The organism is Achromobacter sp. Bel, assembly GCF_012928505.1.
Classification (GTDB): Bacteria; Pseudomonadota; Gammaproteobacteria; order Burkholderiales; family Burkholderiaceae_B; genus Achromobacter.
In genome coordinates, this window is record NZ_JABBJN010000010.1 from 38,546 (window position 1) to 51,516 (window position 12,971).

The window sequence follows — 12,971 nt, forward strand, 5'->3', positions numbered from 1 at the left end:
GGCCTGCCGCCGCAGGCCAGCCCATCAGTCGGAAACCAGATACGCCTGCCCCCCCGGCTTCAGGTAGGGCCCCAGATCCTGGAAGGGCACTTGCGCCTGCGTGCCCAGGCAGACGCCCGACGCATGACCCACGCCGGACACCGACAGGCTCAGCGCCCCGGGTGCGGCGGCGCCCAGCGCCAGATATCCGGGCCAGAGGTCCCAGCACCCTTCCTGGGATCGGTCTTGCGTCAATCCCGCCTCGTCCCTCGCGGCCAGCGATTTCTGGATCCGCCCCACCAGGTCGCGCAAGGCTGCGCTCGGGGTGCGCGTGGGCGCGGCGCCCGGCGCGTAGGCGTCGAAGACGCGGTTCCAGTCCAGGTACTCGCCGCGCAGCAGGTCCAGGGTGTAGGGATCGAAATGGTTGTTGGGATGGGCGCCGCCGCAATCCAGGCTGCCGGATTCGGTCACCGTCATCAGGGCGCTGGACAGCCAGGGGACGGCGATCACTTCTTCGTCGTAGTTGCCCAGCGTGCCCGCGGAGGGCGAGCCGCTGGTGTAGGCGGATGCCAGGCATGCCAGCGCCGCATGGCTCATGCGCCAATGGCGCTGCTCGAGCAAGTGGTTGACGCGCGCCAGGACCTGCGCGTCGGGATGGCGGCTCAGGCGCGGGTAGCTGAACTTGGTGCGCGGGTCTTGCCACATGCGATAGGCGACCTTCGCGCTGCCGATGTCCGGGCCGATGGGAACCGCGTGTCCGGCCAGCTTCAGTGCTTCGTAGGGGGCGTTCGCCGCGTTGATATCGGCGTCGCCGTCGATGCCGCCGTCGCTCGCCTGCGATCCCGCCTCGTATTGCGCCACGCGCTTCAGGTTGAAGCTGCGCTGCTTGCCCGTGCGGGCGTCGATCCACGTGCCGCGGTAGCCCTGTTCGTCGCGCGTGCCGTGCCAGGTTGCGGCGGCATCCGCTTCCGCGCCAGCCGTCTTTCCGGACTTGGCGGCCTCCCAGTAGGGAGTGGGTTCCAGCAGCGCCTTGTCGGAGCCTTTCAGGGGGATGTCGACGCCGTGCTTCGCATAGAAGTAGCGTCCGTGCAGGACGCCCTTCTGCGCCGCGGCGCTGTCCAGTTCCATCACGACTTCGCCCACGCCTTGCAGCTCGCCGGCGTATACCGTGCGCTGGGCGGCGCTGGCAGCGCCGGGAATCTGCGACAGGCCGGCCAGCGCCAGCGCGCCCAGCCATGAAAGTGGAACGCGTGCGGGATACGTGGGCATGTGCATTGAGCGTCCATCGGCGTTGGAGGGGAACCCAATATACCCGAGAGGGTGTGAACGGATCGGACGTGCCGCGCGAGTTGGGCCGGATGGAGGTTTCATCACCAAGAGACGCCCACATCAACGCAGATGCGCCCGGAAGTAATCTCAAAGGTCGCGCCACCATCTCGAAGACGAACCATCCGGCAGTAAATAGCGGGTGGTGCCTCTTGGATGCGCTGGCTTCAGGCCAAAAGTGGCTCGGCGTGCGCTTCGCGCCGCACGAGCTTTCGGATGGACTTTTGGTTTATTGACGTTGGGTAAATGCCGCTAACGGTTCACTGGGGCGCTATCGTCCGACTGATTGCGACCCGTTGCAGCTGGTCGAGCAGTCTCTGTCCTAATGGTAGGTATCGGAGTGGAACGGTCATTCCGCGCCGTCGCCAGGGAGACAAGTCATCGGCCTTTGTGGCCGCCTAGACCGCGTGCGCGGCGATGAACATGGCGACGGCCGACCGGCAATAGGATTCGATTTCGTTGGCATCCTCCGCTCTCGCCTCATCGAAGCGTGCGATAAGCAGAAGATCGGATCCTTTGAAAAGCGCGGCAAACAAACGGGCGGATCGGCGAGCATCGGGGACGTTGAGAATCGCTTTAGCGTGCAACTGACGCAACACGGCCTCGATTTGGCCGATGACATGGGCGGGCCCGGCTTCGTAATGCAGCTTGCTCAACGACTTTTGATTCGTCTTGTCGGCCAAAACCATGGCTTCGACACTACGGACGTCCGGGCTCAACAGAGTGCGAAGCAGGGATGATCCCACCGCCATGAGCTGATCTTCGACCGAACCGCCGACACTGTCAGAAAGGGCCAGGGGTGCAAATTGATGGCAGTGGGCCACCATAGCCGCGCTGAATAGCGCCTCCTTGTTCTCGAAGTGCCGATAGATGCTGAGCTTGGATATCTGCGCCCTCTGCGCGACCTTGTCCATGGTCGTCGCTTGAAAACCTAATTCCACAAAGAGTTCGCCGGCGGCGTCGACGATCGTTTGGCGAAGCGCCGCGTTGGCGGGCCGGCCGCGCCGACCCTGACTATTTTCGGTCACGACAATTCCAGTACTTGACAGTATTTAAATTCTCAAATTACGATACCATTAAGTACCGTAATTTGCAAGAGAAACGCGTATCGCCGGACGATGCTGCACACCACGCCCAGCCCAACCCTCCATCCACAACACGGAGTCCATCATCATGAAAGACGTCATCATCATCGGAGGCAGCTTTGCCGGCCTCGCCGCCGCGCTGCAACTTGGCCGGGCCCGCCGTACTGTCACCGTACTCGATACCTGCCGGCCGCGTAACCGCTTTGCCGGCCACTCGCATGGCATGCTCGGCCACGATCACAAGCCGCCGCTGGACATCCTAGTCGAAGCGCGGCGGCAACTGGCGCGCTATCCAACGATCAGCCTCGTCAGTGCTCGGGCCGAGAGCGTGTCTGGCGCCATCGACGATTTCCGCGTCATTACTGACGATCACGAAAGGCTGAGGGCGCGCCGCGTGATCCTGAGCTATGGTGTCGTCGACCAGATGCCTGATGTTCCGGGCTTTGCCGAGAACTGGGGAACATCCGTCATTCCATGCCCGTACTGCGATGGCTTCGAAGTTGCTGACCAGCATTGGGGCCTCGTCTGGTCCGGCCCGCAGTCGATGAATCAGGTCAGGCTGTTTCACGATTGGACCGACAGGTTGACCGTCTTCGGCAACGGTAACGACATCACCGCCGACATACGGGCCGATCTGGCGGGCCGAAAGGTACCTCTCGTTGATGGCCGGATCACCGAAATCGCACGTCACGGGAGCCATGGTGCCACCATCAAGCTCAATACCGGCCCCGATGTCGCGGTCGACATTCTGTTCGCGCATCCGCGCAACAAGCCGTCCGCTAGCCTGCATGACGCACTGAGCCTCGCCACGGTCAATACGCCAACCGGCATCGCGCTTAAGACCGACGAGCGCCGCGAAACCAGCATGCCGGGCATCTACGCCGCCGGTGACCTTGCCAACCCCGGCATCCCCTCGGTTACCACGGCAACATGGCAAGGCGCGATGGCGGGCATCTTCGTTCAGCAGTCGATGCTGGTTTGAGAGCAGGTAGCATCACGCCGCTTCAATTTCACGATAGACAGGAGCGCCACCATGGCCGCCGCAAAACCATTCATACCTCTCGACGAGAAATTTCCGTTTGACCGCCAACTCGGTATCGCGGCGGCTCCTCTCGTGCTCATCAATCTCTTCACGGTCGTCGACCCCGCCGACGAAGCGGGCTTCCTGGAGGCTTTCAAGGCGGCTGCCGAGATCATCACGAAGCAAGCGGGCTTCGTTTCCATGCAACTGCATAGAGCGATCGGCGATAGCCCGACTTACCTGAACTATGTGATGTGGGAATCCACCGAGGCGGTCCGCGCCGCCTTCACTGATCCTGAGTTCCTTGCGAAACTTCCTGCATATCCTTCATCGGTCGAAGCCAGACCGCACCTGTTCCAGAAGGTCGCCGTCCCGGGCTTCTGCACGGCCTGACCCGGGAATTATGGTGAGGCGCGATGCGGGAATCTTCGCCAGCAGCCGATGCTGGTTTAAGAGCATAGATTGGAGATGAGGATGGCCGTCAAACCGGACAGTGCGGGTGTGCGCTTCCCTCCCGCCCTTCGTCTATCTGGGAGCACAGCGACCATGATCTTCCCATGGTCCTCCTCCGTGGCTCCGCAACCAGCTGCCACTTCCGGGGCGCGGTCCGCACAGGCCTGGAGGCGTGCGGCGCCAGGGGGCTGGCACCTGACATCCTCGGCTACGGAAGGTGGCCGGCAGCTTAGTTAAAAACCATCAGAACGAGGATATGTCATGGCAGAGCAAAATGCCGATCAGGTCGGCGACTGGAATGGCCAAAGCGGGGAGCGCTGGGTCGTCCATCAGGCCCGGCTCGACGCTTTGGTGGCGGTGTTCGGCCAGGCCACGATAGAAGCCGCTGCGCTCGCGACGGGTGAGCGCGTGCTGGACATCGGCTGCGGCGCGGGTGCGTCAAGTCTGGCGCTGGCCGCTCGCGTCGGCGCGGGGGGGCGAGTGCTGGGCGTGGACATATCCGAACCGCTGATCGATCGAGCGCGCGCGCTTGCGTGCCACGCCAATACGTCGGCGCGGTTTCAGGTGGCCGACGCCAGCAACGCAGAGCTGCCCGAAGGCGCGTTCGACATTCTGTTCTCGCGTTTCGGTGTGATGTTTTTTGATGATCCGACAGCGGCGTTCACCCACATGCGACGTGCGCTCCGGCCGGGCGGCCGGGTCGCATTCGTCTGTTGGCGCGGTGCGGCCGAGAACGATTGGATGAGACTGCCGATGGGCGCGCTCAAGGGCATCATCCCGCCGAGCGCGCTATCCGATCCCGAAGCGCCCGGCCCATTCTCGTTCGGCGACCGGGAGCACGTGGCGCGCATCCTGACGGCGGCCGGTTTCACCGAAATCGTTATCTCGCCCTGCGACGCGGCCGTCCCATTCGGCGAAGGCGAAACGCGGGACGCCGCGATCGATGACGCAGTGAGGATGACGCTTGAGGTTGGCCCGCTGTCGCGTGCGCTCGCTGCTCAGCCCGACGACATCCGCGCCCGTGCCTGCGCCGCAGTTCGCGCCACCTTCGCGAGCCTCCCCGGCGAGGGGGCGGTGATGATCAACGGGGCGGCGTGGATCGTCGTGGCGCGAAATCCGGCAAGCTGACAAGGATTAACGGGGAGAGGCCTCCGCTCGGTGGAGCTTGGCGTCGTTGGCCGCTCAGATTGGTGTCCCTGCTGGCCGCTGAACGAGCTCTCGCCTTGCGACAAACAACGGCCGGCTACGAAGCAGAGCCGCCGCCGGCGCATGTGACCGGCAGTTTGTGGCCCAGAGCAGTCGATGGCCAAGCCTATGGCTCATTGCTGTCTGAAGATGCAAGAGAAGTAATTCGGCAGGGAGATCCGCTTTCGATGCGGCGAAACAACGCGCCGTCTAAGTTCGATGATCTTTCCCACAGCGGGTAACCGTAGCGTCATCCAGGATTTGGTCGTGCCGTTTGGCGAAGCACGGTGTGTCAGCCGTTCTCGGGACGTCAGCGCTCGAAAACGATCAGATGGGCCATGCCCTATACGGCGTCCGCTGCCGGCCATTGGAAGCGCTGCGCCACCTTGTCCAGAAAGCGGCCTGCCGCCTCGCGGTGGTACTCGGTGGAACGGGCCACGCCCTGGCCGGCAGCCTCCAGGTCCAGCATGGCGCTCAGGTCGCTGTTGAGCGAAGCGTTGAAGCCGCGCTTGGTGATCGCCAGCGCCGCCATAGGCAGTTCGGCCATGGACAGGGCGATCTGCCGCGCTCGTTCGTGGATCCGCTCCTGCGGCTGGATCTCAAACACGATGCCCATCTCCTTTGCTTCCTCGGCCTGGAACTCGCGGGTGGAGAAGGCCAGTTCCTTGGCGCGCTGCAGGCCCACCATGCGCGGCAGGGTGTACATGGTGGCGCAGTCCGGGATGGCGCCCAGCCGCAGGAAGGACAGGCAGAAGCGCGCCCGCGGCGACGCCAGGATCAGATCGGCGGTCAGGGCAAGGCCCAGCCCGGCGCCGTAGGCCGGGCCGTCGACCGCCGCGATCACCGGCCGGTCCAGCGTGATCAGGCCTTCTATCGTCTGCAGCAGGCCGGCCATGCGCTCGTGCGCTTCCTCGGCGGAGCCGCCCGAGCCCATCGTGGCGATGTCGCCGCCCGAGCAGAAGGCCCCGCCGGCGCCGGCCAGGATCACGACGCGCACGCCGCGGTCGCGCCGGATCTGGCCCACCAGATGGGCCAGCTCTTCGCGCATGACCATGTCCAGCGCATTGCGCTGCGCTGGACGGTTCAGGGTGATGGTGGCGACGCCGCCTTCCACGGTATAGAGCAGGGTCTTGAACTCGCTAGCGCTGGCTTGCATCGTATTGGTCTCCATGTCTGCCTTCCATGATGGCCGGGCCGCGCCATGCGGGCCTGGCCGCAAGCTGTCGCGGGCCGTCAGGTGATGGCGCCGCATTCGCGCAAGGCCTGGATCTCGGCTTGCGCCAGGCCCAATTGCGCCAGCAGTTCTTGCGTGTGCGCGCCGGGTGCGGGCACCGTGCCGGCCTGTCCCGGCGTACGCGAAAGGCGCGGCGCGGGGGCGGGGTGCAGGATGCCGCCGGTTTCAATGAAGCTGCCGCGCGCCTGATGGTGGGGGTGCTGTGGCGCTTCTTCAAAGTCCAGCACCGGCGCGAAGCAGGCGTCCGTGCCTTCCAGCAGCGCGCACCACTGCTCGCGGGTCTTGCCCGCAATGATGCCCGCCAGCTTGGCGCGCAGCTGCGGCCATTGCGCGCGCTCCCATTGCGGCTCGAAGTCCGGGTCGTCGATGCCGCAGCGTTCCAGCAACAGGCGATAGAACTGCGGTTCGATCGCGCCGATGGAAACATACTTGCCATCCGCGCAGGCATAGCAGCCGTAGAAGTGGGCGCCGCCGTCCAGCATGTTGGATTGGCGCTGGTTGACCCAGCTGCCGTCTTGCAGCTTGCCGTGGTAGGCGCTGGCCAGTAGCGAGGCGCCGTCGCAGATGGCGGCGTCCACTACCTGGCCCTTGCCCGTGCGGCCGGCCTCGAGCAGGCCGCACAGCACGCCGAAGGCCAGCATCATGGCGCCGCCGCCCATGTCGCCGACCAGGTGCAGCGGCGGCGTCGGCGGCAGCCCGGCATGTCCCATGGCGTGCAGCGCGCCGCTGAGGGCGATGTAGTTCAAGTCATGGCCGGCGGCCTGCGCCAGCGGGCCGTCCTGGCCCCAGCCCGTCATCCGTCCGTACACCAGCCGCGGGTTGCGCGCCAGGCACTCGTCGGGCCCCAGGCCCAGCCTTTCCATGACGCCCGGCCGGAAGCCTTCAAGCAAGGCGTCCGCCTTGTCCAGCAGCCGCAGCACGATGTCGGTCGCCCCGGGTTTCTTGAGGTCCAGCGCGATCGTGCGGCGGCCCCGGTCGATGAGGGTGCCGCCTCCGCCCAGGAACCCGGGCGTCAGCCGGTCGATGCGGATCACGTCCGCGCCCATGTCCGCCAACATCATGGCGCAGAAGGGGCCGGGCCCTATGCCGGCCATTTCCACCACCGTAAATCCACTCAGGGGACCAGCCATGTCTATCGTTACTCCATGATGAATCGGGGTTCTCAGGATTCGAAGAATTCGGCGCGCGCGTCCAGGATGATCTGGACGTACTTCTCCATGTTGGCGTCCATGCGGTGGGTCGGGCCGACGATGGATAGGGCGGTCAGCTGCCCGCCCACGCGCCCCGCGATGCCGACGGCCGATACGCCTTCATTGCCTTCGTCGCGGCTGTTGAAATAGTGCTTGGGCAACTGCGATTCGATCTGCGCGCGCAGGGTGTCAGGGTTGGTGATGCTGCTGGCCGTGACGTGTTCAAACGGCAGCGTATCGATGAGCGCATTGCGTTCCGCCGCGTCCATCTCGCCCAGCAGGGCTTTGCCCAATGCAGCAACCTGCAGGTCGAAGGTGGTGCCGGGCTTCACCACATAGCGCAAGGCGCGCGGACTCTCCTGGCTGGCGTAGATCTTTACCTTGTTGCCGTCGAGCAAGCCGCACATCGATGATTCGCCGGACTGGCGCGTCAGGATCTCCAGCGCTTCCGACGCGAAGGACTGCAGCGGGTCGGCCGCAGAAATGCCTTGGGCCACGTCGAGCAGCCTGCCTGTGGGGTGGAAGTAGCGCGATTTCGGCGTGCGCAGCAGGTAGCCCGCCTGACGCAACGTGTAGAGCAGGTCCGAGCAGCTGCTGTCGGCCAGATCGAGAAAGCGCGCCATTTCCGAGTTCGTCAGGGGACGGCGTTCCCGCGCATAGACTTCGAAGACTTGCAGTACACGCTGTGCGGTAGGGAGGATTTGCGGCATAGGATGTCGGAATTGAGTGGGGAACCGGCCCGGGCGGTTGCGTAGTCGGTCATTTCAACGCGGAAATGCCCAGTACGCTCTGTGCCATGAGCAGGGCCTGGATCTGGTTGGTGCCTTCGGCAATGCTCAGGTGGCGGGCGTCGCGGTAGTAACGCTCGACGGGAAACAACGTGGTGTAGCCCGCGCCGCCATGCACCTGCATGGACAGTTCCGCCACGCGCAGCACGGCGTCGGTGGCGTGGCGCTTGGCCATCGAACATAGCATCTGGCTGTCGGCGGCGTTGCGGTCCAGCGCGTCGGCGGCGCGCCAGCACAACAGGCGCGAGGTTTCGACCAGCGTCATCATGTCGGCGATCATATGCTGGACCAGCTGGAAGCCGCCGATGGGCCGGCCGAACTGGACCCGGTCGCCGGCGTATTTTACCGCTGCCTCATAGGCCGCCTCGGCTATGCCCAGCGCCGAGAACGCCACCACGCAGCGGCCGATGTTGAGGTATTTCTTGGCCAGCGCGAAACCCTTGCCCTCGGTGCCGATCAGGTTGGCCGCGGGGATCTCCACGTCTTCGAACAGCAACTCGCCCAGCGGGCAGCTCAGCATGCCCATCTTGTCGATGGGACTGGACGAGAAGCCTGGCATGGCGCGCTCGAACAGCAGGCAGGACACGCCGCGTTCGCCGCTTTGACGCCGGGTCTGCACGAACACCACGCCCAGCTCGCAAACCGTGCCCAGGCTGATGTAGAGCTTGCGGCCATTGACGCGCCAACCGCTGGCGGTTTCGACGGCGCGGGTTTCGATGTTGGCGGCGTCCGAGCCGATGTTCGGTTCGCTGAGCGCGAAGCTGGCGATTGCCTCGCCCGACAGGACGCGCGGCAGGTACTTTTCCTTGAGATAGGGCGAGCCGCCGTCGCTCAGCACCGAGGCGGCGAGATTGCTGGTGCTGACGATGCTGCGCAGCGAAGGCCAGACGCGCGCCAGCTCGGCGATCAGCATGCCGTAGGTCGTCATCGGCAAGCCGTAGCCGCCGTCCTTTTCTTGCAGCATGCCGCCCAAGAGGCCGAAGTCGCGCATCGCGCGGACCATTTCCTGCGGCACCACGCGGGCTTCGGCCTCGTAGCGGTTGACGATGGGGGCGACTTCGGCCGTCAGGTAGCGGCGCAGCGAATCGCGCAATTCGATCTGGGTGGCGTCCAGTGAGAAGTCCATGCGGGTCCTAGGCGGGTAGGGTCGAAGAGAGAAATCCGGCGGCGGTCATGACAGGCGCTGCCCCAGGCCGGCATCGGCGTCTGGCCGCAGGCCGATCAGCGCGTCCAGCGGCATCGCGCCTTGCCCCTCGGCGCCGACCCAGACCGGGTTGAGCTCCATTTCCTGCAAGGCGTCGCGGTGGCTCCAGGCGAAGTCCGAGACCCGCAAGATCAGCGCCTCCAGCGCGGCGAGATCGGCAGGCGCCTCGCCGCGCACGCCGTCCAGTACTTCGGCGTAGCGGATCTCGTGCAGCAGCGCGTGCGCGTCGTCGCGCGACAGCGGCAGCATGCGGTGGGCGACGTCGCGGAGGGTTTCGACGAAGATGCCGCCCAGGCCGAAGGTCAGCACCAGGCCGAAGGCCGCATCGGTGTGCACGCCTATCAGCACCTCGCGCCCGCCTGGCGGCAGCATGCGCTCCACCAGGATGCCGTCGATGACGGCGCCAGGGCTATGGCGCGCGACGGCTGCATGGATGGCCGCATAGGCCTCGCGCGCGGCGCCCGCGCTGGCGATGCCGAGCTTGACGCCGCCCGCTTCCGTCTTGTGCGCGATTTGGGCGCTGACGACCTTCATCACTACGGGAAAGCCCAGGCGCTCGGCTTCGCGGGCCGCCTGCTCGGCGCTGCTGACCACCAGCCCTTCAGGAATCGGCAGGCCGGCTTCACGCAGTAAGGATTTGGCCGCGGCTTCGCTGAGCATGCGGGCCGGCACGACGGCGCCATCGGCGTGTCGGGACGCAGCAGCCGTCCCGCCTTCGGACCGCCGCCACGGGATGGCTTTGGACAGGGCCGCGATCGCGTCCGACAAGGACAGGAAGGGCAGCAGGCCGGCGGTTTCCAGCAACTGGAAGCCGCCGCCCAGGCGCCGGCTCATCCAGACCGGGACGATCAGGGTTTCGGTTTCGGCCGCCACCGTGGCGACGGCCTGCGCCATGCCGTCGGTGATGCTGCCGTAATCCATGGGAATGGGAAACAGCACCGTGCCTACCGACGGGTCGGCGCAAATCGCGCGCAGGCACGCGGCCGAGGCTTCGGGGTTGCGCAGGATGTCGGCGGTGGTGTCGACCGGATTGTCCATGCTGGCGAAATCCGGCAGCAGCTTGCGCAGGGCGGCCTTGGTCTGGGGCGCGAACACTGCCATCGGCAGACCGGCGGCGCCGGCAATGTCGGCGGCCAGCGCGGCGGTGCCCCCGGAAAAGGTATAGATGCACAGGCCGTTGCCGCTTTTGCGGGTGATGCGCGTCAGCAGGCGCGAGACTGCCAGCAGCTGGTCCAGGTCATCCACCTCGATCGCGCCGAATTGCCGGAACACGGCGCTGTTGACGGCGGCCGTGCCGGCCACCGATGCCGTGTGCGATTGCGCGGCGCGCACGCCCGCCTCCGAACGGCCCACCTTCAGCACCACCACGGGCTTGTTGCGGGCGCGCGCCAGGTCCAGCGCCGCAGTCAGGCGCCTGCCGTGCTTGACGCCTTCCATCAGCAGGGCGATCACGCTGATCTTCGGATCGTTCGCCATGTGGGCGATGAAGTCCGGGATCTCCAGGTCGACCTCGTTGCCGGCGGAAAACCACAGGCCCACACCCTGCCCATAGGACAGGCCCTGCAGCAGGTTGCGGCCCAGTCCCCCGCCCTGGGTCGCCAGGCCGATGGAACCGGTGTTCAGATCGTCCTTGAAGGCGGGCGAGAAGGTCATGCCCAGGCGGTCGCGCACATTGACGAAGCCAGGGCAGTTCGGTCCGTAGACGTGCAGGCCGGTGGTCTCGCACAGCTGGGCGATCTCGTGTTCCAGGCGCTGGCCTTCCTCGCCGGCTTCCGAGAAGCCGGAGGTCATGACCACCGCGAACGGAATCCCGCGCGCCGCGCATTGGCGCAACGCATCCAGTACCAGCGAGGCGTTGATCATGATCAGGGCCACGTCGATTTCGGCCTCGGGCAAGGCGCTGATCGACGGCCAGCAGGGCCGGCCTCCGATTTCCTGGTAGGCCGGATTGACCGCGTACACCTCGCCCGGGACCGCCGAATGCAGCACCAGATTGTCGTACAGGCGGCGCCCTTGGCTGGATTCGCGGGCGGAGGCGCCCACCACGGCCACGTTGCGCGGATTGATGAAGCGGGTCAGGTCTGTGAACGGTTTCATGCCGAGCCCTCCATGGACCGCAGCACCATCGCGAAGTCGGCCTGGACCACCACCTCGCCGCGCTGGTTGACGGCTTCGCGCCGGAACACCACCTTGTCCTTGCCGGGCCGGTACTGCTCGGTCTTCTCCGTCACCGTCACCCGCACGACGATGGTGTCGCCGATGAAGGTGGGTTTGGGAAAGCGGCAATTGATGTCGATCAGCGCCAGCACGTAGGGCTCCAACTGGCGGTAGCCGCTGGACTGGGTGGTCAGGCCGGATAGCACGGACAGCACCAGCAGGCCGTGGGCGATGCGCTGGCCGAAGGGCGTGGTCCGGGCGTACTCATGGTCCACGTGCAGGCGGTTGAAGTCGCCGGACAGACAGGCGAAGTTGACGATGTCGCTCTCAGTAATGGTGCGGCCGGCGGACTCGAAGCAGTGGCCGACCTCCAGCGAGGGCAGGGATGTCGGCGGTGGCAGCGGGAGCGGGTTGGCGGGACTTGCGCTTTGCATGGCTGATCGGATTCCGGAGTGGGGGCGCGGGGGGGGCGTTTTACGAAGCGTAGCGGCCGCCGGTCACGTGCAGCAGTTCGCCCGTGATGAAGGAGGACCGTTCAGAAGCCAGGAAGGCCACGGCGTTGGCGATGTCTTCGACCGCGCCCAGGCGCGGCACCGGCTGGCGCGCCAGCGCGTTGGCGCGCAGGGTTTCATAGGTGGACAGGCCGCGCACCAGTGGCGTTTCGATCAAGCCCGGAGCGATGGCGTTGGCGGTGATGTTGAACTTGCCCTGTTCCAACGCCAGCGCGCGGGTGAAGCCGATCAGGCCAGCCTTGGCGGCCGAGTAGTTGGTCTGGCCGGGGTTGCCCCAGTGCGCGCGCGAGGCGATGTTGATGACGCGGCCCCATTTCCTTTCCATCATCGAGGGCAGGGCGGCCTTGGTGCAGTAGTAGGCGCCCTTCAGGATGGTGTCCACCACCGAATCCCAGTCTTCCACCGGCATCTTGAGCAGGTATTTGTCGCGCGTGAAGCCGGCGTTGTTGACCAGGATGTCGATGCCGCCGAAGGCGTGCGCGGCCAGCTCGGCCATGGTCTGGACCTGTTCCGGATCGCAGACGTCGAGCACGGCGCCGATGGCCTCATGGCCGGCCTGCTTGAGGCTGCCGACTGCCTGCTCCACCGATTCCGGGTTGATGTCGGTAATCACGATCCGGGCGCCTTCCTGCGCCAGGGCCAGCGCCGAGGCATAGCCGATGCCGCGGCCCGATCCCGTGATGACAGCGACTTTACCGGTGAGTTGCAGGTCCATCTCCATTCCCCTTCTGTAGCTGGTGGATGCCCTGGCGCATGGAATCCGAAATCCGATATTTCGGGAATGGCCGGGCAGGGTTAAATTTATTCCGAGATTCCGAAGAAATATACACACCACCG

13 protein-coding genes are annotated in these 12,971 nt (G+C 65.6%); 4 read left to right on the plus strand and 9 right to left on the minus strand.

Going from position 1 to position 12,971, the window contains the following annotated elements; all coding sequences use genetic code 11:
- Positions 1 to 24: 24 nt before the first annotated feature.
- Positions 25 to 1,248 (minus strand): hypothetical protein, encoded by a 1,224-nt coding sequence (locus HG262_RS08850; RefSeq protein WP_169270739.1) that lies wholly within the window; start codon positions 1,246 to 1,248, stop codon positions 25 to 27.
- Between the two features lie 53 nt (positions 1,249 to 1,301).
- On the opposite strand from HG262_RS08850, the gene HG262_RS08855 reads away from it, so the two are divergent.
- Positions 1,302 to 1,541, plus strand: a complete 240-nt coding sequence (locus tag HG262_RS08855) for a hypothetical protein (RefSeq protein ID WP_169270645.1) — start codon at positions 1,302 to 1,304, stop codon at positions 1,539 to 1,541.
- 162 nt (positions 1,542 to 1,703) lie between these two features.
- On the opposite strand, the gene HG262_RS08860 is transcribed toward HG262_RS08855, so the two are convergent.
- Positions 1,704 to 2,333: a TetR/AcrR family transcriptional regulator gene (locus HG262_RS08860; RefSeq protein WP_169270646.1), complete on the minus strand. Its 630-nt coding sequence runs from the start codon at positions 2,331 to 2,333 to the stop codon at positions 1,704 to 1,706.
- Positions 2,334 to 2,478: 145 nt separating this feature from the next.
- Between HG262_RS08860 and HG262_RS08865 the strand changes: the two genes are divergently transcribed.
- From HG262_RS08865 to HG262_RS08875, 3 genes are all read left to right on the plus strand, one after another.
- A complete protein-coding gene (locus HG262_RS08865) occupies positions 2,479 to 3,372 on the plus strand; it encodes an NAD(P)/FAD-dependent oxidoreductase (protein WP_169270647.1) in 894 nt (297 codons plus the stop codon).
- Positions 3,373 to 3,423: 51 nt separating this feature from the next.
- Positions 3,424 to 3,804 (plus strand): antibiotic biosynthesis monooxygenase family protein, encoded by a 381-nt coding sequence (locus HG262_RS08870; protein WP_169270648.1) that lies wholly within the window; start codon positions 3,424 to 3,426, stop codon positions 3,802 to 3,804.
- A 321-nt stretch (positions 3,805 to 4,125) separates the two neighbouring features.
- On the plus strand, positions 4,126 to 4,992 hold the full coding sequence (locus HG262_RS08875; RefSeq protein WP_169270649.1) for a methyltransferase domain-containing protein: 867 nt from the start codon (positions 4,126 to 4,128) through the stop codon (positions 4,990 to 4,992).
- Positions 4,993 to 5,392: 400 nt separating this feature from the next.
- On the opposite strand, the gene HG262_RS08880 is transcribed toward HG262_RS08875, so the two are convergent.
- The 7 genes from HG262_RS08880 to HG262_RS08910 all read right to left on the minus strand — a co-directional run bounded on the left by HG262_RS08880 (position 5,393) and on the right by HG262_RS08910 (position 12,849).
- Entirely contained in the window at positions 5,393 to 6,220 is an 828-nt protein-coding gene (locus HG262_RS08880; protein WP_169270650.1) for an enoyl-CoA hydratase/isomerase family protein, read from the minus strand.
- A 62-nt stretch (positions 6,221 to 6,282) separates the two neighbouring features.
- Positions 6,283 to 7,413, minus strand: a complete 1,131-nt coding sequence (locus HG262_RS08885; protein WP_169270651.1) for a CaiB/BaiF CoA-transferase family protein — start codon at positions 7,411 to 7,413, stop codon at positions 6,283 to 6,285.
- 32 nt (positions 7,414 to 7,445) lie between these two features.
- The gene (locus tag HG262_RS08890) at positions 7,446 to 8,183 is read right to left on the minus strand and encodes an IclR family transcriptional regulator C-terminal domain-containing protein (RefSeq protein ID WP_169270652.1); all 738 of its coding nucleotides are present in this window, start codon (positions 8,181 to 8,183) and stop codon (positions 7,446 to 7,448) included.
- Positions 8,184 to 8,232: 49 nt separating this feature from the next.
- Entirely contained in the window at positions 8,233 to 9,387 is a 1,155-nt protein-coding gene (locus tag HG262_RS08895; RefSeq protein WP_169270653.1) for an acyl-CoA dehydrogenase family protein, read from the minus strand.
- Between the two features lie 45 nt (positions 9,388 to 9,432).
- Positions 9,433 to 11,562, minus strand: coding sequence for an acetate--CoA ligase family protein (locus HG262_RS08900; RefSeq protein WP_169270654.1), 2,130 nt, complete (start codon positions 11,560 to 11,562; stop codon positions 9,433 to 9,435).
- The gene (locus tag HG262_RS08905; RefSeq protein ID WP_169270655.1) at positions 11,559 to 12,056 is read right to left on the minus strand and encodes a MaoC/PaaZ C-terminal domain-containing protein; all 498 of its coding nucleotides are present in this window, start codon (positions 12,054 to 12,056) and stop codon (positions 11,559 to 11,561) included. The genes HG262_RS08900 and HG262_RS08905 overlap by 4 nt, the downstream gene beginning before the upstream one ends.
- 40 nt (positions 12,057 to 12,096) lie before the next feature.
- Positions 12,097 to 12,849 (minus strand): beta-ketoacyl-ACP reductase, encoded by a 753-nt coding sequence (locus tag HG262_RS08910; RefSeq protein ID WP_061306426.1) that lies wholly within the window; start codon positions 12,847 to 12,849, stop codon positions 12,097 to 12,099.
- Positions 12,850 to 12,971: the final 122 nt, after the last annotated feature.